This is a genomic window from Aestuariibacter sp. A3R04, from assembly GCF_018860805.1.
GTDB lineage: Bacteria > Pseudomonadota > Gammaproteobacteria > Enterobacterales > Alteromonadaceae > Alteromonas.
In genome coordinates this window covers 65,203-87,385 of sequence record NZ_JAHKQR010000016.1, presented here as the reverse complement: position 1 = coordinate 87,385, position 22,183 = coordinate 65,203, and the positions used below count along the sequence as shown (strand labels likewise).

The following is a 22,183-nucleotide window of genomic DNA, read 5'->3' as shown; positions in this document are numbered from 1 at the left end:
ATGAACGGCTATGGCTTCAAGACTTCCAAAACCTTTTTATCAATGGCTTCGTTCCCGCGGGTGGTCGCTACGGGATTATCAGCGCAGCATGCTCAGCGCGGCAAAGGCCCACCATGCTACCTTGCTTATCGCGCCTACCGGTGCAGGTAAGACGTTGTCGGGGTTTTTGCCCTCGCTGGCAGATTTGTACCGGCAACCACAAACCGGTTTGCACACCTTGTATATTTCGCCATTGAAAGCCCTGACTAACGATGTCCAGCGTAATTTGATGGACCCGGTTGAAGCCATGTCTTTACCCGTGACCATTGAAACGCGAACCGGAGATACTCCCTCGCACAAACGGCAACGCCAGCGTAAAAAGCCCCCAAACATACTGCTGACCACGCCAGAGTCTTTAATGTTGCTGCTTTCATACGCTGATGCGCCCACCCTGTTTAGCGGTTTGAAAACCGTCATCATCGATGAAATACACAGTCTGGTCTCCAACAAGCGCGGGGATTTTACCGCCTTGGCCCTTGCCAGATTGCAGTACCTTGCGCCGGACATGCGGCGTATTGGTTTGTCGGCCACGGTAGCTGACCCGGCCGCCATTGCAGGTTGGTTAGGGGAAACCGGGACGCCGGCCCATATTATCGATGTACCTCACACTGTTAAGCCAAACATTCGATTGCTGGATTCCCGCGAGCGTATGCCCTTTGGTGGCTTTATGGCACGTTACGCCATGCAGGAGGTTTATGAGGCGATTTCTGCTGCCAATACCGCTCTGGTGTTTGTAAATACCCGCGCCCAGGCAGAATTGGTGTTTCAGATGTTGTGGGAGGAAAATAAAAACGGGTTACCCATCGCGCTTTATCACGGCTCGTTGTCGAAAGAGCAGCGGCGGAAAACGGAAGCACTTATGAGCAGCGGCGGGTTACGGGCCATAGTGAGTACTTCAGCACTTGAGTTGGGCATAGATTGGGGCGATGTAGATTTAGTTATCCAAATTGGTGCGCCCAAAGGCGTGAGTCGCCTACTTCAGCGCATCGGGCGGTCTAATCACAGGCTGAACGAGCCAAGTCAGGCACTGCTGGTGCCAGCTAACCGCTTCGAGGCGGTTGAATGCAGGGCTGCTATGTCGGCCATTGCAGCCGGTGAGCTTGATGGCGATGCGCTGTTGCCGGGCGCACTGGATATCCTGCCCCAGTTTATTCTAAATTGCGCATGCAGTGCCCCAGCGTCAATAGAATCTATTTATCAACAAGTGCTCAACGCGCCGCCCTATCAGGGGGTTGAACGCCAATTATTTGAACGGCTATGGCAGTTTACTGTGGATGGTGGTTATGCACTTCGCGCCTACGAGCGATACCGCAGAATGGAGGAAGTATCGCCGGGTGAGTTCGTACCGGCGTCAAAGCGAGTCATCCAGCGACATCGACAAAATATAGGTACCATCGTGGAAGCCGGCAGACTCAAAGTAAAGCGGATCCGCCGGGGAAATCAGGGCAAAATAATCGGGGAAGTGGAAGAGTACTTTGCCCAGCAACTGGTGCCAGGAGACACCTTCTTGTTTGCAGGGGAAGTGCTCAGGTTCGAGGCAATAAGAGACATGCAATTGCATGCCAAACCCACCAAAGGCGGTGAGCCTAAAATACCCAGTTATGCCGGTGGACAAATGCCCATGTCGACGTTTCTGGCTGATGGCGTGAGGCATATTCTCGATACACCTACAGCATGGAAGACGTTACCCAGGCAGGTTCAGGAATGGCTGGCGCTACAAGGTGAATTTTCTGCTTTGCCAGACAGCAATAAAGTACTGGTAGAACAGTTTTCGTATCGCAAAGCTAACTATGTGCTCTTCTATACCTTTGAAGGCCGAAAAGCCAATCAAACCTTGGGTATGTTGATGACCCGTCGCATGGAAAAACTCAAGTTAAAGCCACTGAGTTTTTCCGTGACGGATTATGGCTTATCAGTGTGCTTGCTGGAGAAAATAGATGAAAGTTTGCTGTCATCACTTTTTCAGCCAGATATTCTGGGTGACGAGTTGGAAAACTGGATGTTGCATGCGCCCATGCTAAAACGGTCTTTCCGGCAAGTGGCTGTGGTGAGCGGATTAACAGAGCAGCACTATCACAGCAGCCATAAAACCATGAAGCAGGTCACTTTTTCCACGGATTTGATCTATGACACGCTGCGGGAACACGACCCTGACCACATATTGTTAACCGTAACCCGCAGTGATGCAGAGCGGGAACTACTCGATTTGCAGCGCTTAGCTGATACCCTTATCCGCTTTCACGACAAACTGCAGTTTGTCGATTTGCCCAAGGTATCACCCATGGCTATTCCCATTGTGCTTGATGTGCGAAGCGAGCAAGTGAAAGGCGCTGGCGCACATGCCATTATTGAGCAAGCAAACTTATATCAGGAAGCTGAAGACATGATGGATGAGATAAAGGCATTACTTCGTGGCGATAGATGAACACTGGCTAAATGAAGCGGTGAGAGCACATCGCGTTCACCCTGTGAGGTTTGCCGGGCATACATTTTTACTCGACGGGAGAGGGGTGTTGTATTGTCCGGTCCGCGATGCCCTGGTGGTGTCCGATTTACATTTGGAGAAGGGTAGCTTTCTCGGACAGTTCGCCAATCCCATACCTCAGTTTGACAGCTTATCAACACTACGTCGATTGAATACTATCCTTGATGACTACTCGCCTCGGACAGTGGTGTGTTTGGGTGACAGCTTTCACGATAAAGGCGCGTTTGAGCGGCTGGGCACGCAAGAACGCCAACTGCTACAGACATTAATAGGGCAGTGTGAACAGTGGTACTGGATACTGGGTAATCACGACCCGGAGATCCCCCGTGCGTTTGGCGGTGTAGGCGTAGAATCAGTTAGGTGGCAAGGAGTTGTATTTCGGCACGAACCCGAACGTGATCCCACGCTTAGCCAGATCGTGGGGCACTATCACCCAAAATGCCGGGCAGTCATTGCCAGACGACGCTATAGCGGCCGCTGTTTTGTGCGCAATGACAGATTAATGATCATGCCTGCGTTTGGGCAATATACCGGTGGTCTGGACATCAATCACGAAGCGCTGTTGTCGTGGCTAGCGCCCCGTGAAAGAGAGGTGTTTCTCACCTTCGATAAGAAAGTTTATGCGGTTAGTCGCGCCAGCGTTTAGTCAGCTCATCGTAAGCGTCAATACGGCGGTCGCGGAAGTAAGGCCAAATTCGCTTCACTTTTTCCGTGCGCGCCATATCAAGTTCTACCGACAGGGTTTGTTCTTCATCGGCACTCGCCTGCGCCAGGATCTCACCCTGAGGACCACTGATAAAGCTTTGACCCCAGAATTGGATACCTGGATCACCATCCACTGGCGACGCTTCAAAGCCAGTGCGGTTAGCAACGATAACAGGCAGTGAGTTAGCCACTGAATGAGAACGCTGAATGGTTTGCCAAGCGCCGTGCTGACGAGCCCGTTCTTCTGGCGTGTCAGTCATGTCCCAACCAATGGCGGTTGGGTAGAATAAGATATCAGCACCCGCCATCGCCATTAACCGGGCTGCTTCCGGATACCATTGATCCCAGCACACCAATACTCCCAATTTCCCCACGCTGGTTTGAATTGGCGTGAAGCCCATGTCGCCCGGCGTGAAATAGAATTTCTCGTAGAAACCGGGGTCGTCAGGAATGTGCATCTTGCGGTATTTCCCGGCAATTTCGCGGCTTCTGTCAAATACCACAGCAGTATTGTGATACAGGCCCGAGCCCCGTTTTTCAAACAAGGATGTAACCAACACAATATTGTGTTTTTCGGCTAATTCGCCAAAAAAGTTCGTGGCTGGGCCAGGGATGGGCTCGGCTAAATCGAACGCATTGGTGTCTTCTTGCTGGCAGAAATACAAGGTGCTATGCAATTCCTGAAGCAATATACACTCACAGCCTTCTGCTGCCAGTTTCGCCACCTGCTCAGCGCTTTTCTGCCAGTTAGTGGCTTTATCGTTGTCTGCTACAGCCTGCTGAACCAGTCCCACTTTCAGAGTTGATTTAGCCATATACCGTTACCCCTTGTTTCAATTGCGTCAGAACGTCGTTGCGCAGTGTATTTGTGGGCACTTGCATGGAAATGCAATGCAAGCTACCGAATTGGCGCACGAGTGGTGCGCAGTCTACCGACACTATTTGATGACCAGGAAATGCCTGTTTTGCAACTGATAACGCCAGCTCGTCTTCTTCTTGCCCATATACGGGAAATAAAACAGACCTATTACAAATTAAAAAGTTCGCGTAGGAGGCGGGTAATCTGTCACCGTCGTCGTTAAACATACTGGGCAAGGGCAGGCGGAATTGCTTGTGTTCCGGAAGCGCGGCCGCGCATTCATCACACAGTGCTGTTAGCCCGCTAAAATGCTCGTCGTCAGGACGGTTGTCAGCAGCCTGGATAACCAGGCCGCTATCTGGCGTAAAACGCACTAACGTATCGATGTGGCCGTCTGTGTCATCACCCTCAAGATGCCCGTGTTGAAATACGGTAAATGTGCTACAGCCTAAGATACTGGTGAATGCCTCGCGGTAATCATTAAGTGACATATCGTCGTTTCGCTTCGGATTGAGCAAGCACTGGGCGGTAGAAAGCAAATGGCCGTTGCCATCTATTTCTAATGCGCCACCTTCTGCAACGATGTGGCTGGATTGAATAGGTAGCTGGCACAGTGATGCCAAATACTGTGTGTTAACGTCGTTATCGCGCAATGCATTAAACTTTTCGCCCCAGCCATTGAAGGTGAACTCCACTGGCTGACCGATAGCCTGAGCATCATGCGCATCGCGACAGGTCAAAAACGCGTAGTCGCGCGCCCAGGTATCATTGTACTTCGCACCTACAATTAACACCTTAGCCGTCCCGTCAAGACGGGCTTGCACGTCAGCGATGTCATCCGGGCGGCACAGCAAAATAACACCGGCGTCGGCCGCGTTAACTGCCTTGATCACACTGAGGTAGGTCTGCCGGGTATCTTCGAGCCATGGCGCCCAGTCGGTTGCATCGTGAGGCCATGCCAGAATAACGGCGTCAACGGCTTCCCACTCTGGTACGAGTGTAGAAACGGAATTAGTCATGAAGGATTCCACAAGTAGCGGTTAAGAGACCGGGCAAGTATACCTTGCCCGTTTTCATACACCAACACAGCAAGATAGAAATCTAGCTGAATTTCAGGTGGCGGCCGCCGTTTACCTGTAGCGACTCTCCGGTTACATACGAAGACTTAAGTAAATAGTTTACTGCATCCACTGCTGCTTCTGCTCCGGGTTCGCACGCCATGAGTGATTTCGCTAACGCTTTTTGTTTGTACGCCTCATCGTCGTGTTCATTAAACATCAACAGCGCAGGGGCTATGGTGTTTACTTTAACCTCTGGCGCCAACAAGCGCGCAAAAGACAAGGTTAAGTTGTGCAACGCAGCTTTGCTCGCCGCGTAGGCCAGGTGTTTGTCACTGCCGGCGTCTTGCACAAAATCAGTAATGTGGATGATATCAGCCTGCCCATTTGGGTTTGAAAGCAGTGAAGAAAGCCCCATATTTAAAAGGTAAGGGGCTTTGGCGTGAATTTGCATCATTTGGTCAAACAAGTGGGCGTAGTTGGTTTGCTGCTTTTCAGAATCCCATTGAGAGGCATTGTGAATGATAGCGCGTAAACCTTCGGTGCTGGCTTTTATTTCATCAATACATCGCGCAATACCGTCGTCAGTGCTAAAATCGGCCTGAATAACTGTCGCTCCCGCTTCGGTGAGCGCATCCACCGCGGGTTTGTGTGTTCGGTATGTTATTATTACCGCTTCGCCTTGAGCGAGTAAATCATTGGCAATGGCCAGGCCAACCCGTTGTGAAGCGCCGGTGATCAAAATAGGGTGAGGCAAAACAGGCTCCTTAGTGTTTAGCAATGCGTACTTGGTTGTATGGCTTTTGGCACAAATTAAAACATGAAATTTGTGTCATTTTCACTGATTAAGTGGTCTGCAAAGGCATTTATTTACGTTATAAAGTAATTTGGTGGTTTCGGAAAAAAGCAATGTTATCTAATGAAGCGGTAGTGGTACGAGATGCAATAGAACCAGGTTTGTCCTCATCGGCGATTTTGGTTAGAAAGGCATTAGAAGCGCAAGGGTTGGAAACGCCCATGGTGCACAACGGTTTGTCTAATGACGAAAAGCGCGCTCGCATCGAAGCCGCGATGACAGACATCATGGACACGCTCGGTTTAGACCGTGCTGACGACAGCCTGGCCGAAACCCCCGCACGCATAGCCAAAATGTACGTCAATGAGATTTTTGGTGGGTTAGATTACCGCAATTTCCCGAAGATCACGGTTATTGAAAACAAGATGAAGCTGAATCAGCCGGTGCAAGTATCAGACATCAGCCTTACCAGTACCTGCGAACATCACTTTGTGACCATAGATGGCACGGCGAACGTTGCTTATATTCCGAAAGACACCGTTATTGGCTTGTCGAAACTCAACCGTTTAGTGAGCTTTTTCGCGCAGCGGCCACAGGTGCAAGAGCGCTTAACACAGCAAGTGCTGGTTGCCATTCAAACACTGGCCGGTACTGAAGATGTGGCGGTAAGTATCAACGCCACCCATTATTGCGTAAAAGCGCGGGGTATCCGGGACACCAATTCCTACACCAAAACCGCTGCCTTGGGCGGCGTGTTTAATACCGACCCCATACTGCGACAGGGCTTTTTTCAGTCTTAGTGGCAAACAGGAAGTAGGCCGATTGGCTACTATGAGCCCGGCTAAAATAGGTTTTCTCTATGTAAACCTATTTTTTTTGCCACGTTATATACATGACATTGCAGATGATGATCCTTTGCTTTGGTATGAAAGGAGTGGTACAGCCAACAAGCGATATCTATAAGCAGATGAAAAAAGAACAATAATATCGGAAACAGAGAGTTCAGGCGCTGTTGTTCAAACTCATCAGTATGACGCTTTTGGCTTGCCAATGAATGACAGCAATTCACGCTTCAGATACACCGGCCAAATACTTCTGGAAGGAACAAGCCTCTATTACTACAAAGCACGGATTTATCATCCAAAGCTAGGTCGTTTCTTGGAAACTGACCCGATTGGCTACGCTTACCAAATGAATCTGTATGGTTGTGTGCATGATGTCCCGTTAATTTTATCGACCCAACAGGCTTGTGCACAGGCAGTGCAAAGCTTTGCTTAAGGTCTAAATTGAAAGACTTATTCACAGTTTCCTTAGAGGATAAACCTTGCGATACGGGAGGAGGCCATGTATTAATTCGGGAAACCAAACTGTGAAGTGGACGATTAGACACACCATGAATAAACTTAGAGGACTACTTATTTTAAAAACCAATCCTTTTTATGGTCTTTTCATTTTTTTTTAAATAGTCTTGATACTACTGCAGATTGCAACTACGATTTATTAGTCTTATCTGAATTATCTGAATTCGAGCTTCGTAAAAATTTAAGCACCAAAAGGTTATGGACTATGGAATGGCCAAAGGAATGGAAAAACAGCTGTGTATCCAGTTTGATAGATCGCTACGTCTGTGGTGGTGTTGCTTTGCGAGAAGGAAGATTAGTACCTCATGGTTCTTTTTTCTCATGTGTAATTGACGAAAGTAATCAATCCTCTCTAGTTGTCGATCTAAAACGTCAGGCAGAGGGTTTTCGTGATTCAGTAAAACTATTTCATCGTAACGGACTAAGTAAAAATTCAATTATCTCTGCACACAAAATTATGTACAGAGATGCCGATTATCATGGATTTCGTAGTTTACAAAACTTTGTTGGCCAAAAATCAAAAAAGGTAATAGTCCATATTCCTCCCCCTGCGGATAAAATTTTAGAGTTATTTAATGATTGGTTGAAAAGCTTCCATAACGGAAAAGATGAAGATTTAAATCAAATAATTGTTCAATACGTTCGCTTTCTTTCAATTCATCCATTCAGAGATGGTAACGGTAGAACAGCAAGAGCGATACTTGAATATCTATTGGAAAAGTCTGGATTTGCAGTGCCAAACTTAGAGCTTTATCGGTTTCGTTTTGACGAAGAGAATTATTCTCGTAATTTTTCTGTGAATCTTGATAATGATATATCTGAGAAAGGGTATTGGAAGGATTCGATAAAATGGGCGAAATTAGTAAATGAAGAAATTAATGAGAGACTTGAAAATACAAAAAAAATAATAGAAAAGAAAATTATTCTTAGGTCTTTAGACACCTATGATAGTGAAGTTTTAAAAAAAATTTTTAAATATCCTGTGTTGAATATAAAGTTTGCAGCTAAGATTTTAAATGTGAATGATGATATTTCTAGACAATGTTTGGAGCGTTTAGAAAGTATCGGAGTTTTTGAAAGAGTTGCAAGCTCATATAATAACGGATTTATGTATGTCAGTTCTGATGTTTTCCATTTTTTGTTTGCTGTAGATGGAATTATCTTTAAACGCGAAAATGTTACTAAGAAAAATTTATGAAACTTGCCTATGGAAAGTTAGCCATTGCCGTTGTTTGTTTAACAGGGTCTGTAAAAACTGATTTTAATATTAACACCATTAGCTGTACTGAGGAAAATATTTTAACTAAAGTTAATCATGAGTTTATTAAAGGTTGGGGATTTGGTTTCTCAAAAGCGAGTGCAACTTCGGTGGACACATGGGAGGTTTGTTGGTGCGGAGGGGATGATGACCCTTGGGACTCTTGGGATTTACCTATCGATAATGGGACGTTTGATGATGGTGACAATGGTGATGGAGGCGGCGGTGGTTCAAATACTGGTGGGGATACAACCGGTGATGGGGGTGAGGAGCCAGAGGCACAATGTCTTGCACGGGTCGAAGTAGAATATAGCACTTGTGTTGCAAACTTCAGAAATAGGTATTCACAAACTATTTCCCAACAGTGTACTCGAGGTGGCTTCATTGACTATCTTTTTACAAATTGTGTGGAAATTGCTGAGGCTGAGAGAGACGCTGGTTTGGCAAGTTGTGAAGTAGACAAAGCAACTGCCATTTATAATGAATGTAACTAAATTACTTAAGATAGGAGTTATTGAATATGAATGTAAAAATAGTTCTATTGTCTTTATCAGCTGTTATTGCCTCTTCAGTATTTTTGATTGAATTTAATAAGGAAAGTAACAAACATCCTGGATTTGACATAAATGCTAATTCCAGCATAAACAATTATAAAGCAGACACTTATAACGATTTTACGGAAACTGAAAATGGAACAGTTCCAAAGAAAATGACCGCTCTTCAGAACAAAAGTATCGATGATGATTGGTGTGTGGCATCCGTCGAACTAACGACAAAAGACAAGAATTTAGCACACAAAGAGGCAGAAGAATGGGCTCTGGAGAGGGGAGCAATTTATTATTCTAATGATTCAGATACGCTTGGTAGAGTTAACGAAGTTTATCTAGCTCCATATTTAGAGGATAGTCTAGAGAATCTCTTTTCGCACGCTAAAAACGATAATGAGTACGCACTTCTGGCCATATTGCAAAGAAACAGCATTCCTCTAGATTATAAAGATAAGGCTGCTCTTAATTTAATGGCCTTAGGGCATACATCAAACGCAATTTCATATCTTATCATTAGAGAGATGCAATCCGCTGACGAAATATACAGACAAGTTGGCAGAGTTAATTATCAAGTACGCCAACGAGTTGCAAGGGTACTTGCTTATGCGAGTTATGGTTTAGACCGGTTAGATGTGACCGGATTAGATACATATCTAATGTATGATAGCAGGTTTAACGATGGCACATTCAGTTTCGATCCTGATATAGCGTTGAGTAATAGCGATCTAAACAAGGTCAATGAGCAGAAAAATGAGCTTTTGAACTATATAAACCAGCAAAGGGAAAAAAGAAAATTACCAAAAATTGAAAATGTTGAGCTTCCTAGAATCGCGAAACATGAATTTCAATCTCGCTTGGCTATAACATACAACCTTTATGGTAATTTAATCGATAGTAGCTCGAATCTTTCAAAATTAAATTTTGTTTCTATTTCAAAAAATGATTGTGTACAGAAGTTAATTACCTTGCAGAATATCGATAGTAGCGATTATGGTGTTAACATGTGAAAATCATGATTAGGTAGAGAGAGATCATAGGACAGTCACTCTTAAAATAGCTAAGGGAGTGACTGTCACTATGTTCGCTGGTGTTTCCTATTGGAAAAATACCAATCACTTTAAGCAATAGCTCATCACTTTCGTCTGCTTCATTTACAGTTCGAGAAGGGAAGTGGGATTGGTTTTTTGGACGCGTTTCAAATCCACGCTCTTTGCAAAACCTCAAAGACCTTTCAACTTTTGGAATAAGATCTAACCGTCAGCTTTTAAGTGTATTCGAGCGAGCAAGAACTAATGGGGCAATTGTTGATTCACAAGTAAACCCTCACGGTATTAGCCTTTTGTGAAGAACATAGGACAGTCACAACAAGGAAAAGAACTTGTGACAGTCACTTATACAAAAAAGTTAGAAAAGAACTTGTGACAGTCACTTATACAAAAAAGTTGAAAGCCCTCTCTCGTGTAACCAGAATACGTTTTATCTCAAGATTTGTATGGATTGAGATACAAAATTTGCAACACGAATTCTTACGTACAGGTTAGGGGGATATAAATCTGAAAACTGTATCCTCTAGTGCAATATTTCCGCGGTGCTCAGAGGGAGTAATAAACTGTTCATTGGGCGGTGAAGTTTCAGGAAAATACGCTTTGCTACGCCGAGCTACATCTCCTAATTTTATTGCGCGTTTTTACCCATTTCTCGAGACTTACTGCGGTTTGAAATTCAGACTCAATTCCTGAAACCATTGCATTCCAGTCTGTGTTCTCGAGGCCAGCACGGACAAGAATGGGGTTGACAGAGTCATCAATCTTTCCAGGTTTATATGGGTGGTAGTGGCGCCCCGATAATTCTACAAGATCGAAGTAGTGTTCAACGCAAAAAGGTAAACCCTCGGCCATGTTGTCGCGAGGATTGCCAGCAAACGGAAGCAAAGAGGGGGGCTGACTTTTTGATTTGGCCGCAATTATTCTTTTTTGAATACTAGTATGGTCTGAAGTTTCAGGGGTTTCTGCTAAACAGGCGCGTACTGGGTTTAAGTCAACATAAGCCATGCATGCCGCTAAGGAGGCTTCATCTAATAGTACTTGCGACTTAAAGCGGCCTTCCCAAAAGTGCCCCGTGCACGCATCTTCTTTATTTGCTTTTCTGGCGATATATTCATTTAGCAAACGCATAAACCAACTGATGTCATAGAGACGCTTTCTATAGACCTCAGCCAGTGCTTTGACTGTTTTAACCTCAGCCTCTGACATCGCATCGCACTGCTCTTCTGTAACATAGCGCTGAGCTAACAACATGCCCTTGTAAAGCTTGTGCCAACGCCTTATTACGTCTTTAACCGATAACGCGTCAGCTTTCTTTTTGTTAATACGTAATACCAAATGCGTGTGGTTACTCATAACGGCAAAGGCACATACGTCTACGCAGAAAACGTCAGCCAGAAGCATTAGACGGTCCTCCACCCACTGACGTCGGTGCTCAAAGCTCTTTCCGGTAAGTTTATCTTTTCCACATAAATATGCTCGGCGCACGCAGCGCGAAATGCAGTGGTAATATGGAGTTTCTGACAAGCTAATAAGGCTTTTTCGAGGTCTTGGCACGGCTTTCACTTAAATGTTCAAATGATTTCTATTGTGCCGCTTTATTGTGATGTTCCAACTGTACGATGGCATAGAGAGTGACTGTCACACCATAGGTACTTTATGTGTTAAAAAACTAAAATGATGCTTGTATGTTTTTTTCCCAAATGATTGGAACGCTCTACTCAACTGGGCTAAAGATAGAAATGTGACAGTCTTTACAAACGAAGCAGTAAACTACCTGATGGGCATTTCGCTGGAAGTGACTGATACGATCAAGTTGATTTGTTCTCCAATCCCGTCTGCTGGAACCACTTCCACTACTGTATTACACCGTGAACAGGCTACCTGTCGCTCGATGTACATCTCCTTTGCGGGGTTGATTTCAAGAGTATTAATGTGACTACAATGCGGGCACAAAAATTCCTGCTGACGTGTCGCGTTCATCGTTGTTCCTTACAAAACTATCTGCGGCTTCATATCCGTGAAACCATCTGTACTGTAAGCAGCTTTACCCACAGCATTTTTGAACCGGTCGATGAAAACCTAAGATCACTGTGGTTGCCATGGTATAAACTGCCACCAATGGTGAGAAGTATAGTCCAATTTCCAGTACGTGAAGTCCGATTTTAAAAAGAATTGTGATTATTTACGTTATGACAGGAAAAAGGTTTTAAAAAGCCCACACGGGAGTGTGGGCTATGGCGAATTTTATGTTTTACTTTGCTGCTATTGGGTAAGCCACCAGCACTGCTGATACGGTGCCACTGAAAGAGATTGCTCTCTACCGCTGAGCGTTCCATCACTTAATAAGTCACGTGCCGGCTTTTGATTCAGCGCCTGCAAAATCAAGCCATCGACAACCTGGTGCTGTTCACTAAAATTGCAGATGACTAGAAGTTTTTCAGCGGCGTCGTTTTGTCGGATAAAAGCAAAACAATGAGGATTGCCGGTATCCAGAATTGCGGTACTGGCATCGCCAAACACACGGTAACCCTTGCGAATTTTTAGCATGTCTCTTAGCCCGTTAAATACACGGCGTTGACACTGAGCTGTAATAGTTTTAGCAGGCTCGTCTTGTGACAATGCATTGTCTATTTGCGCTTGGGTAACGGCAATGCGATTCACCCAACGGTCGTCGTGGCGTTTTGCTTCGTCGTCACGGTAGCGGTAGTCATTTAACAAGCCTAGTTCGTCACTGGAGTACAACAACGGAATACCGCCAATAGCGAATGTCACGCCGTAGAGCAATAACATGCGCCTGATGGCCATCTCGATTTCCCGCTCGTCCAGCGTGACCAGCGCTGCTTCCAAACCGCACAGCGAGGCCAGAGAGCCGCACACACGACAGTCACCGTTAGAGGGATTTTCGGCAAAGGGTACGCCCGATGCAAATGACCCATTAAACCGACCTGTGTAAAATTGATTCAAAAAGTAGCGATGATCATGAGGATTGATGCCGAGATCGTGAGCCACCCCATCGTCGAACGTCCAGCCGATGTCATCATGACAGCGTACGTAGTTTACCCATGCGGTATTGTGCGGAATGCTGAAGCTCTTTTTTAAAGAATGGGTTAGCAAGCGTGTTTTGCGGGTGGCCAAACTATTCCAAAGCAACGCCATTAGGAGCGGATTGTAAGACAACTGGCACTCGTCTTTGTGGATATATTTAACGACTTCATCAGGGTGCACAATTGCTTCAGATTTAAATACCACTGCAGGCGCTACAATTTGCAGACAGGCATTGAACGCCTGAATAAGCCTGTGGGCATTGGGTTGATTTTCGCAATTGGTTCCCATTTCTTTCCAGATAAACGCCAGTGCGTCCAGTCGCAACCCTGCACAGCCAATGTTAGCAAGGAAAAGCATTTCCGATGTGATGGCATTGAATACCTCGGGGTTGCTATAGTTTAAATCCCACTGAAAACTATTGAATGTGGTCCATACCCATTTTCCCATTGTGTCGTTGTAGGTAAAGCTGCCTCGACGCACTTGGGGGAATATCTCCCGCAACGCGTGTTCATATTGATCGGGTATTGTGCGGTCGTCGAACAGGTAATAGTAATTCTGATAGGTCGGGTCACCAGCTAGCGCGGCTTTCGCCCAGGCATGTTCGTCTGAAGTGTGATTGAACACAAAATCCAGCACCAGATCGATCCCCGCCGATTGCAACGCGTCAGACAGCCTGGCCAATTCATCGATGGTGCCCAGCGAGGGATTGACTTTGCGGTAGTCAGATACCGCGTAGCCGCCATCGCTATCGCCTTTTGGCGCGTCATACAATGGCATGAGATGTAAGTAGGTGATGCCCAGTGCTTTGAAATAGGGAATCTTGCTGTGTAAATCACTCAGAGTAGGGCCCAATAAGTCGACATAGCAGGCCATGCCTACTTGTTCCTCTTCACGATACCAAAGTGGATTTTTCAGCTTTGCTGCATCCTGTGACCTGAGTTTCGCTTTTCGTGCTTTGAGGCCGTCGCGCAAGGTTTCTACCAGTTTCAGCAAATGGTAGTAGCAGTCATACTGGTGACCGTAAACATGGATATAGCGCTCAAACAGCTTGGGAAAATGCGCTTCCAGCCGTTGAGTAAACGTTGCAGTATCTTTTTTACTCAAAATGGACAAATCAACAGAGGCCAGTATCCGATTCAAACACTGCTTACTGTCAGCGGCATAACTCATATTTAAACTCCTGTCCCAATGAAAAATCAGGCATCGAAATATTGGGATTTCACATTTGATTCACATGAATGTTTACAGACATTCCACGTTCTGTTACTTTATCTTAAACGATTAAGTTGTTTTTGCAAACTTTCTCAATTACCTGTGTAGAAAAGGTTTATGCGTTGGTGAAGGAAGTCATTGAATGCAACAGTCGTGACAATTTAATCAGGCAATGAAAAATAAATGTTAACACCCTGGGTGGTGCTTAAGTTGTTGATTAAGCGAAGCATCGACCGTATATGAGGCCCAATATGCAGCAGTCAAACAGCCAGTTCATTCGTTGGCTTACTTACCTGATGTTCATGATGTTTGCGATGACATCAGACTCCGTAGGCGAAATTATCAAAGAGGTAAAAGTGGCGTTCGAGGTCACGAACGCGCAAGCGAGCCTGATGCACTCTTTGCCTATGCTGGGTATTGCCCTGTCGGGTTTGCTGTTGGGCTTTCTGGCTGACAGATTAGGACGAAAAGTGACTATTATCTTAGGGTTGAGTGTGTTCGGCCTGGCGTGCTACAGCTTTTTTATTGCCAGTAGTTTTACCTTGATCGTTAGCCTCATGACGTTGTCAGGCATTGCTGTGGGAATTTTTAAAACCGGGGCGTTGGCACTCATTGGCGATATATCCTCTTCCACTCGGCAGCACACTGCAACCATGAACGGAGCTGAAGCGTTTTTTGGGGTAGGCGCTATCATAGGGCCTCTTATTGTCGCTTACTTAATCCATAAAGATGTTCCCTGGCAATACTTGTATATCATAGCCGGGGGCATATGTACTTTGCTTATCGTCATCGCTGGTTTCATGAAGTACCCAAGCTATAAAAAAGCCAATGCTGATGCAGCGCAAAAAGTATCTGTGAGGCAAAGTCTGGAATTAGTAAAAAATCCTTATGCATTGGGATTTTCAGTCGGTGCTTTTCTCTATGTAGCAGCAGAAAGTGCCATATACGTGTGGATGCCCAGTTATCTGTTGTGTGATGCCACCACCGTGAAAGCTGCGTACACTTGCTACAGTGAGGGGTTCTCTCAAACATTGGCCATTTATTCCGTCACTGCTTTTTTCATTTTACGGGCTGCAGGCCGGTTCTTAGGTATTTGGATGATGGCGCGTTTTAACTGGTCGCTGGTCTTATTACTTTTTAGTGGTGCAATTGTGTTATGCTTCGCCGGCGGATTAGCTGGCGGTAAACAAGTAGCACTGTATTTATTCCCGCTCACAGGCATTTTTATGTCAGTCATCTATCCGACATTTAATTCGAAAGGGATCAGCTGTTTTCCAAAACATCAGCATGGTTCTGTGGCAGGTGTTATCTTATTTTTCACAGCCGCAGGTGCTGCCGCTGGCCCTTTCATTATGGGGCTGGTCAGTGATGCCATGGGCGGCGATGCGAAATATGGTTTCATGGTGGCTAGTGTTTTTGCCAGTCTGTTGTTTATCGGGCTGTTGTACAATTATTTGAGAAACCCGACGCTTGCGCGTCTGAGAACCATTGAGGCCACAGAATATGGCGTTGAAAGATGAATACTATGCGGTTATTGAAGCCGGGGGAACAAAGTTCAACTGTGCGATCGTAAATAGTAACCGTGAAATTTTAGAAGATATCCGCATTCCCACTACCACACCGGAAGAGACACTGTCTGCGTGTGTTAGTTTTTTCAAGGCACAACGGGAAGCGGGTTATGCTTTTTCTAAAATGGGTATTGGTAGTTTTGGTCCGTTAGATCTGGATGAAAACTCAAAAACATTTGGTTATGTAACAAAAACTCCAAAACCACACTGGACGTTTGCCGCGGTGTCTCCGTACTTTGAAAAAGCGCTGGACTGTGAAGTGGTTATCGACACAGACGTAAATGCGGCGGCATTAGCAGAAGCGCGTTGGGGTGCAGCTCAAGGTACGTCAGTGTCTGTGTATATTACCGTAGGCACGGGTGTTGGTGGTGGTGTCGTGGTAAATGGCAAGCCGCTTCACGGATTAGTCCACCCTGAAATTGGCCATATGACGGTCATTCCACCGGAAGGTATGGAAGGCGTGTGCCCGTTCCACAAAAACTGTGTGGAAGGGTTAGCTTCGGGCCGCTCACTTGGCAAAATATGGGGCCAGCCATCAGAAACACTACCCGACGATCACGAAGCTTGGGATAAATTAACAGATGTGCTGGCTCAGCTTTGTCACAACCTTTTGGTGGGTTTCAGTGCACAACGCATAGTGTTTGGCGGCGGTGTCATGCAAAAAACGGGTATGATTGAACACATTGTGGCTAAAACTGAGAAAAGTCTGAACGGCTACATCGTGTACCCTGAAGGCGTAACACTGGAAGATATTATTGTATTACCAGGTCTCGGTACTCACTCTGGTATGTTGGGTGCCCTTGCACTGCTCGACCAGTAAATGACTTCTGAGATAAAAAAGGTACCGCACAGGTACCTTTTTTATCTCTCGTAAAGTTCTAAAGGCAGGCCGTCTGGGTCGTTGAAAAACGTAAACCGTTTGCCCGTGTACTCATCTACTCTGATTGGCTCGCTTTCTACCTGATTTGTCTTAAGCCTGGCTATGGCATCGTCGAGGTTGTCGACACGGAACGCCAGGTGCCTTAAACCTTGTGCTTCCGGCCGTGAAGGACGTTTTGGCGCATCGGGAAAAGAAAATAGCTCAATTTGTGAGCCATCTGGCAGAGCTAAATCACATTTGTATGACCGACGACTCTCCCGATAATTTTCATCCAGCACTTCAAACCCCAAAACTTCGGTGTAGAAACTTTTGGATACGGTGTAATTACTGCAAATAATTGCAATGTGATGAAACCCTTTTAGCATCATATTTTTCATGGAATCTCGTTTCCTCGCGCAGCAACCAGTAAGGCGTACCAGTCTTCCCGGCTTAAGGTTACTGTTGTTGCTTCTGCACACTGGGCAATGCGCTGCACGTTAGTCGTCCCTATAACGGGTTGAATATTGGCCGGGTGACGCATTAGCCACCCTAGCACTATTGCTTCTGCTGAAACGCCATATTTTTCTGCCAATGACGCCACCAGCTCAGCTGCTATTACATCAGCTTCGCACTCTGTGTGCCCACCAGAGTACTTGCCTTGTGCGAGGCTACCCCAGGCCTGCAATTGCACCTTGTTTTGCATGCAATATTCTAGTGTGCCGGGTGCGTATCCCATATTGCGGTTTGCTGCGCTGTTCGTCGTGATTCCGTCTTCAAGCCAGTCCCGAAAAGCAAGGCTCATTTCAAGTTGGTTTGTAACAATGGGCGTATCCAGTGCACTTTGCAAAAAGGCGATTTGGTGACCATGCATGTTTGACACACCCAGGTGGGTGATTTTGCCGGCTTTTTGAAGTTTCTCAACCGCGCCTGCTACTTCGTTAAGCTCCATCAAAGGGTCGGGGCGGTGCAGCAACAAAATGTCCAGCTGTTCGATGGCCAAACGCCTGAGGATATTGTCTACTGAACAGGTTATCCATTGCGCGGAAAAATCATAGCGCTTTGGTCCGAGTTCGTCGTCAAGGCGAATGGCACACTTTGATTGTAAAATCATGTTGTCGCGCAAAGAGGGTTGCTGCCGGAGTACTTTTCCAAATGCCTTTTCTGCCTTGGAGAAAGTATAAATATCTGCGTGGTCAAACACGGTAATACCGTTTTCAATAGCAGCGTGAACGACGGTTTCAGCTTGCTTTACATCGTCGTCTGAAAGCGGGTTTTTATTCCATCCTCCGCCCAGGCCCATACAGCCATAAACCAGAGCGCTCGCAGTGGGAAAGTAGTGAGTTAACATAGCTCGTCCTGCAACATTTATCAAAGGCTGAAGCGTAACACGAATGACATGGTCGATAACCCCGTTACAAACGTATGTAAGGTCCGTAAGGTTATTTTTATGCAGAAATTTACTACTGATGGTGTGGCAGAATGATGAGAAACACGATGCGGTATTTACTGCTTACTTTGACGAGCGTTTTGTGTCTGAGTGGTTGTATTTCCAAACCCGAGGGTATAGAGCCGGTGCGCGACTTTGAATTGGAAAAATACCTCGGTGAGTGGTTCGAAGTAGCGCGTTTACCCCATTCGTTTGAAGAGGGGCTTTCTCAGGTGACTGCCACGTATTCGCGCAGGGAAGATGGCGGCATTAATGTCATCAACCGAGGGTTAGATGCCAACAGCGGTAAGTGGAATGAAGCGAACGGAAAAGCTTATTTTGTTGAAGATGTGCAAACCGGATTCCTGAAAGTGTCTTTTTTCGGGCCCTTTTACGCGAGTTATCTGGTAGTGGCGTTAGACGATGAATACAACTATGCCATGGTGTCAGGGCCTGACCGCGAGTATTTGTGGATCCTGTCAAGAACCCCGGAATTGAATGAGACAGTTTTTGATTCACTGGTCAATCAGGCAAAGGCGTGGGGCTACGATACGAGTAGATTGATTTACGTCGAACAGCGGTAAAATGAGTCAACGTTGCTTTTGCTTGGTAAAAACCCTGATATAATAAGGGTTTTATTGCACTAAAGGATAAATGAAGTGGAAGATCGCGTTTTAACCCGGGCAGGGCACAGTTGTGAATTTTGTGGCAGCAAAGAATTGGTTGCTTTGTACGAAGTACCGTTTTCTCCGGCTTCTGAAGCAGACACCCATGTTGCGGCCTGCCAGGTTTGTCGTGATCAACTGGATGGCACTGCCTCCCTTTCGCCCGATCACTGGCGATGCCTGAATGATGCTATTTGGTCTCCTGTGGCACCGGTTCAGGTGGTGGCGTGGCGTATGTTGCACAAACTGAAGTCGGAATCCTGGGCGCAGGATTTACTCGACATTGCGTACTTGGAAGATACGGTGAAAGCCTGGGGCGAGGCAGGGTTGGTCGACCTGGATAGGGAACCTACACTGGATTGTAACGGCGTAGCTCTTAGCGCGGGTGATAACGTGCACCTTGTAAAAGATTTAAACGTCAAAGGCGCGGGCTTTACCGCCAAACGAGGCACGCCAGTTCGCAATATCAGCTTGAGTGACAACCCTCTGCACATTGAAGGAAGAGTTAACGGCACTCGTATAGTTATTATTGCCGCATATACGAAAAAATCCTAACCAGCTAACCCAGAAAGCAAAAAGTGTCTCTATTTTTTATGTATGGGTGCAGATGTTCAGGAGTTGAGGCATAATTAGCCTGTTGATTTCAGTATTTACAGGCTACTCATACATGCAAACGCTTACTATTCGAACACCGGACGATTGGCACTTACATTTTCGTGATGACGACATGTTGTCAGAAACTGTGCCGGCAACAGCGCGCTGTTTTGCCCGCGCTATAGTTATGCCGAACCTCGTTCCACCGGTGACAAACGCAAGTATGGCCATGGCTTACAAAGCGCGAATTGAAGCTGCACGTCCTTTGGGAAGTCAGTTTGAGCCGCTCATGACCCTGTATCTCACTAATCAAACCACGGCGCAGGATATTGCTGATGCAAAGCAAGCCGGCGTCGTGGCTTGCAAGTTGTATCCCGCAGGAGCAACGACGAATTCAGACGCAGCAGTGAAAGGGATTGAAGCGCTGTACCCTGTTTTCGAAACCATGCAGACTCACGGCATGTTGTTGCTTATTCACGGCGAAGTAACCGAGAGCCATATTGATATTTTTGATCGTGAAAAAGTGTTCATTGATAAGCACCTCAGGCCTATTGTTGACGCTTTTCCCAATCTTAAAGTGGTGTTTGAGCACATCACTACCGCCGACGCGGCACAGTTTGTGTCGAGCTCGAGCGACAATGTGGCTGCGACAATTACACCACAGCATCTGATGTTAAACCGAAATGACCTCCTGGTGGGAGGTGTAAGGCCGCACAATTATTGTCTCCCCGTGTTAAAGCGCAATACCCATCAAAAAGCTTTGCAAGATGCGGTGAAATCCGGATCGCCGAAATTTTTCCTGGGCACAGATTCCGCGCCCCATGCTCGTCACAAAAAAGAAAGCGCCTGTGGTTGTGCTGGGTGTTACAGTGCCTGGAGTGCCATCGAACTCTACGCTGAAATTTTTGATGAAATGGGCGCGTTAGATAAACTGGAAGGTTTTGCTAGTATTTATGGTCCTGCGTTTTATGGTTTACCGCTAAACGAAGACACGATAACCCTGGTGGAATCGCCGTGGCTGGTACCCGATACAGTCAAATTGGCTGACGGCACAGATATGGTGCCCTTTTTTGCTGGGAAAACACTGAAATGGAAACTCGCAAAGTCGCTTGTGTCTTAAAGTTCATCACGGCTGTTGTATTCAGTCTGTGTATATGTGTAACGGGCAGAGGCGAAACCCTGCCTGTTGTCATTAACCCTGTCCCATTTTTTTCCACCACCAATAGTGACGGTGACCTTGACGGTTATCTTGTTGCATTAATTGACGGCATGATGGCTTCTACGGCGTATGAAGCTTCGTACCGTGCTGAGCCTTTTGCCCGCATGATGGCGACCCTTTCTTCGCAACCGCGGCAAATTGGTACACTTGTGGTACGTACACCACAGCGTGAGCCTTTTTTCCACTGGATTACTCCCGTTACGGTTATACAAAATCAGTTGTTTGTCACTGACGAAAAACACTATCAACAAGATGCTGTTGGCGGTTTACAAGCGTTGCGAACCGTATCGGTAATGCGGGGAGACTACAGACATACGATGCTCGAACGAGCAGGTGTACCTGGCATTATGGCGGTGAGTAGCTGGGAACAAGCTATAGAAGCGGTACTAAGAGGCCGGGTAGAGGGCGTTTTTCACTCGTCATTTGGGGTTAACCTGGTGTGTCAGCAGGCGCACCTGGATTGTTCCGCACTAAAGCCGGTGTATTCCCACAGTGTTTCCACCAGCTATATTGTGTTGCCGAAGTTCGAAGGCAGCGATGCCATTGCAGAAGCCCTGACTCAGGGAGCGGCCAGGTACAAAGCGTCATCCGCTTTTAAAAGAATGGCAGAGCAGGAGATGGCACGGCTGCAATCTAAGGCTATTTTACTTGAACTCAACGACGGCGCACTGTCTATGCGTCCTGACGGTACTGACGCGTTAAATACTAGTTTATGGGTGTTGGGCGAGCAGGCCGGTGAGTTTGCCTATCTCAATGCAGAAGGTAAAATGGCCGGCTATTTTGCCGAACTGATAAATGCCATTTTACTGGAGGCAGACGTTACCGCAGAAATTCTCGCCGTGCCTTGGAAACGCATTGTGCAGGAAGCGCTTCAAAAGCCAAATATCCTGGCTTTTTCTGTGGCCAGAACGGCTGAGCGAGAAGCTTTGTATCACTGGATAACGCCACTTACCTCCAGTCGGTACCTGTTATTCGGAAAACCTGGGGTTCACTATTCGGGGTTGTCGAATATCCCCAAAACTATGATCGTCGCCGTGGTTAAGCGGGATTTTCGTGGCTCGGAGGCACGTCAGTACGGGTTGAGTACCATCGAATACGACACCTGGGAAGCCGCGTTTCAGGCCCATGCTGAAGGGGTTGTGGATCTGGTGTTCGCATCTCACATTATTGCACAACACGTATGCGGGAAAGATTACGCATTGTGCGGCGACATTGCTGTACGAGCAGAACACGAAAGCAAAATGACCTGGTTAGTGATGTCAAAGCCCGGCACGCCAGACGTATTGGTAGAGAGAATGAAGACAGCGGCGCAAAGGGTTAAAACCGCAGACAGGTATAAAAAATGGGCCGAACGATGGGTGAAGGATATTAATAACAGAAAGCAAACCCAATATAGCGTCAGGGACGGCGTAATTTATTTACACAAAGTCGAATGAATAC

21 protein-coding genes are annotated in these 22,183 nt (G+C 46.4%); 13 read left to right on the top strand and 8 right to left on the bottom strand.

From position 1 onward, the window contains the following. Positions 1–10: 10 nt before the first annotated feature. Complete coding sequence (locus KO518_RS17410) at positions 11–2,464, top strand: ligase-associated DNA damage response DEXH box helicase (RefSeq protein ID WP_216027134.1); 2,454 nt, start codon at positions 11–13, stop codon at positions 2,462–2,464. Then, entirely contained in the window at positions 2,451–3,170 is a 720-nt protein-coding gene (gene pdeM / locus KO518_RS17405; RefSeq protein ID WP_216027133.1) for a ligase-associated DNA damage response endonuclease PdeM, read from the top strand. Before KO518_RS17410 ends, pdeM begins: the two co-directional genes overlap by 14 nt. On the opposite strand, the gene KO518_RS17400 is transcribed toward pdeM, so the two are convergent. The 3 genes from KO518_RS17400 to folM form a co-directional block, all read right to left on the bottom strand. Continuing rightward, entirely contained in the window at positions 3,151–4,044 is an 894-nt protein-coding gene (locus KO518_RS17400; protein ID WP_216027132.1) for a carbon-nitrogen hydrolase, read from the bottom strand. The two genes, pdeM and KO518_RS17400, sit on opposite strands and share 20 nt — an antisense overlap. Beyond that, positions 4,037–5,107, bottom strand: a complete 1,071-nt coding sequence (locus tag KO518_RS17395; protein WP_216027131.1) for an agmatine deiminase family protein — start codon at positions 5,105–5,107, stop codon at positions 4,037–4,039. The genes KO518_RS17400 and KO518_RS17395 overlap by 8 nt, the downstream gene beginning before the upstream one ends. An 82-nt stretch (positions 5,108–5,189) precedes the next feature. Then, positions 5,190–5,903 carry a dihydromonapterin reductase gene (gene folM, locus KO518_RS17390; RefSeq protein WP_216027130.1) on the bottom strand — a complete coding sequence of 238 codons (714 nt, stop codon included), beginning with the start codon at positions 5,901–5,903 and terminating at the stop codon, positions 5,190–5,192. Between the two features lie 152 nt (positions 5,904–6,055). Here folM and folE point away from each other — a divergent pair, with 152 nt between their 5' ends. From folE to KO518_RS17365, 5 genes are all read left to right on the top strand, one after another. Next, a complete protein-coding gene (folE, locus tag KO518_RS17385) occupies positions 6,056–6,742 on the top strand; it encodes a GTP cyclohydrolase I FolE (protein ID WP_216027129.1) in 687 nt (228 codons plus the stop codon). Between the two features lie 181 nt (positions 6,743–6,923). Next, a complete protein-coding gene (locus KO518_RS20295) occupies positions 6,924–7,220 on the top strand; it encodes an RHS repeat domain-containing protein (RefSeq protein ID WP_371742369.1) in 297 nt (98 codons plus the stop codon). 288 nt (positions 7,221–7,508) lie between these two features. Beyond that, entirely contained in the window at positions 7,509–8,501 is a 993-nt protein-coding gene (locus KO518_RS17375; RefSeq protein ID WP_216027127.1) for a Fic family protein, read from the top strand. Then, entirely contained in the window at positions 8,498–9,055 is a 558-nt protein-coding gene (locus tag KO518_RS17370; protein ID WP_216027126.1) for a hypothetical protein, read from the top strand. The genes KO518_RS17375 and KO518_RS17370 overlap by 4 nt, the downstream gene beginning before the upstream one ends. Before the next feature lie 26 nt (positions 9,056–9,081). Continuing rightward, positions 9,082–10,116, top strand: coding sequence for a hypothetical protein (locus KO518_RS17365; RefSeq protein WP_216027125.1), 1,035 nt, complete (start codon positions 9,082–9,084; stop codon positions 10,114–10,116). 642 nt (positions 10,117–10,758) lie between these two features. Here KO518_RS17365 and KO518_RS17360 read toward each other — a convergent pair. The 3 genes from KO518_RS17360 to KO518_RS17350 form a co-directional block, all read right to left on the bottom strand. After that, complete coding sequence (locus tag KO518_RS17360) at positions 10,759–11,556, bottom strand: transposase (RefSeq protein WP_252736265.1); 798 nt, start codon at positions 11,554–11,556, stop codon at positions 10,759–10,761. A 369-nt stretch (positions 11,557–11,925) separates the two neighbouring features. Further along, positions 11,926–12,135, bottom strand: a complete 210-nt coding sequence (locus KO518_RS17355; protein WP_216027123.1) for a hypothetical protein — start codon at positions 12,133–12,135, stop codon at positions 11,926–11,928. A 282-nt stretch (positions 12,136–12,417) separates the two neighbouring features. Beyond that, a complete protein-coding gene (locus tag KO518_RS17350) occupies positions 12,418–14,370 on the bottom strand; it encodes an alpha-amylase family glycosyl hydrolase (RefSeq protein ID WP_216027122.1) in 1,953 nt (650 codons plus the stop codon). Positions 14,371–14,708: 338 nt separating this feature from the next. Between KO518_RS17350 and KO518_RS17345 the strand changes: the two genes are divergently transcribed. Together KO518_RS17345 and KO518_RS17340 are read left to right on the top strand one after the other, a co-directional pair. Next, entirely contained in the window at positions 14,709–15,932 is a 1,224-nt protein-coding gene (locus KO518_RS17345; protein WP_216027404.1) for a sugar MFS transporter, read from the top strand. Beyond that, positions 15,916–16,800, top strand: a complete 885-nt coding sequence (locus tag KO518_RS17340; RefSeq protein ID WP_216027121.1) for an ROK family protein — start codon at positions 15,916–15,918, stop codon at positions 16,798–16,800. Before KO518_RS17345 ends, KO518_RS17340 begins: the two co-directional genes overlap by 17 nt. A 41-nt stretch (positions 16,801–16,841) precedes the next feature. Here the strand turns inward: KO518_RS17340 and KO518_RS17335 are convergent, their stop codons facing one another. Both KO518_RS17335 and KO518_RS17330 read right to left on the bottom strand, forming a co-directional pair. Then, a complete protein-coding gene (locus KO518_RS17335; RefSeq protein WP_216027403.1) occupies positions 16,842–17,225 on the bottom strand; it encodes a VOC family protein in 384 nt (127 codons plus the stop codon). 8 nt (positions 17,226–17,233) lie between these two features. Next, the gene (locus tag KO518_RS17330; protein WP_216027120.1) at positions 17,234–18,187 is read right to left on the bottom strand and encodes an aldo/keto reductase family oxidoreductase; all 954 of its coding nucleotides are present in this window, start codon (positions 18,185–18,187) and stop codon (positions 17,234–17,236) included. Between the two features lie 131 nt (positions 18,188–18,318). On the opposite strand from KO518_RS17330, the gene KO518_RS17325 reads away from it, so the two are divergent. From KO518_RS17325 to KO518_RS17310, 4 genes are all read left to right on the top strand, one after another. Beyond that, positions 18,319–18,849 carry a lipocalin family protein gene (locus KO518_RS17325; protein WP_371742354.1) on the top strand — a complete coding sequence of 177 codons (531 nt, stop codon included), beginning with the start codon at positions 18,319–18,321 and terminating at the stop codon, positions 18,847–18,849. Positions 18,850–18,924: 75 nt separating this feature from the next. Beyond that, positions 18,925–19,485, top strand: coding sequence for an alkylphosphonate utilization protein (locus tag KO518_RS17320; RefSeq protein ID WP_216027119.1), 561 nt, complete (start codon positions 18,925–18,927; stop codon positions 19,483–19,485). Positions 19,486–19,597: 112 nt separating this feature from the next. Then, the gene (pyrC, locus tag KO518_RS17315; RefSeq protein ID WP_216027118.1) at positions 19,598–20,644 is read left to right on the top strand and encodes a dihydroorotase; all 1,047 of its coding nucleotides are present in this window, start codon (positions 19,598–19,600) and stop codon (positions 20,642–20,644) included. After that, positions 20,614–22,179: an ABC transporter substrate-binding protein gene (locus tag KO518_RS17310; RefSeq protein ID WP_216027117.1), complete on the top strand. Its 1,566-nt coding sequence runs from the start codon at positions 20,614–20,616 to the stop codon at positions 22,177–22,179. Before pyrC ends, KO518_RS17310 begins: the two co-directional genes overlap by 31 nt. The last annotated feature ends 4 nt before the right edge of the window (positions 22,180–22,183 follow it).

Coding starts and splice junctions, on each gene's coding strand:
- KO518_RS17410 (WP_216027134.1), top strand. CDS start 11: ATGGCTTCAAGACTTCCAAAACCTTTTTATCAATGGCTTCGTTCCCGC.
- KO518_RS17400 (WP_216027132.1), bottom strand. CDS start 4,044: ATGGCTAAATCAACTCTGAAAGTGGGACTGGTTCAGCAGGCTGTAGCA.
- KO518_RS17395 (WP_216027131.1), bottom strand. CDS start 5,107: ATGACTAATTCCGTTTCTACACTCGTACCAGAGTGGGAAGCCGTTGAC.
- folE (WP_216027129.1), top strand. CDS start 6,056: ATGTTATCTAATGAAGCGGTAGTGGTACGAGATGCAATAGAACCAGGT.
- KO518_RS17375 (WP_216027127.1), top strand. CDS start 7,509: ATGGAATGGCCAAAGGAATGGAAAAACAGCTGTGTATCCAGTTTGATA.
- KO518_RS17370 (WP_216027126.1), top strand. CDS start 8,498: ATGAAACTTGCCTATGGAAAGTTAGCCATTGCCGTTGTTTGTTTAACA.
- KO518_RS17365 (WP_216027125.1), top strand. CDS start 9,082: ATGAATGTAAAAATAGTTCTATTGTCTTTATCAGCTGTTATTGCCTCT.
- KO518_RS17360 (WP_252736265.1), bottom strand. CDS start 11,556: ATGCTTCTGGCTGACGTTTTCTGCGTAGACGTATGTGCCTTTGCCGTT.
- KO518_RS17355 (WP_216027123.1), bottom strand. CDS start 12,135: ATGAACGCGACACGTCAGCAGGAATTTTTGTGCCCGCATTGTAGTCAC.
- KO518_RS17350 (WP_216027122.1), bottom strand. CDS start 14,370: ATGAGTTATGCCGCTGACAGTAAGCAGTGTTTGAATCGGATACTGGCC.
- KO518_RS17345 (WP_216027404.1), top strand. CDS start 14,709: ATGTTCATGATGTTTGCGATGACATCAGACTCCGTAGGCGAAATTATC.
- KO518_RS17340 (WP_216027121.1), top strand. CDS start 15,916: ATGGCGTTGAAAGATGAATACTATGCGGTTATTGAAGCCGGGGGAACA.
- KO518_RS17335 (WP_216027403.1), bottom strand. CDS start 17,225: ATGCTAAAAGGGTTTCATCACATTGCAATTATTTGCAGTAATTACACC.
- KO518_RS17330 (WP_216027120.1), bottom strand. CDS start 18,187: ATGTTAACTCACTACTTTCCCACTGCGAGCGCTCTGGTTTATGGCTGT.
- KO518_RS17325 (WP_371742354.1), top strand. CDS start 18,319: ATGATGAGAAACACGATGCGGTATTTACTGCTTACTTTGACGAGCGTT.
- pyrC (WP_216027118.1), top strand. CDS start 19,598: ATGCAAACGCTTACTATTCGAACACCGGACGATTGGCACTTACATTTT.
- KO518_RS17310 (WP_216027117.1), top strand. CDS start 20,614: ATGGAAACTCGCAAAGTCGCTTGTGTCTTAAAGTTCATCACGGCTGTT.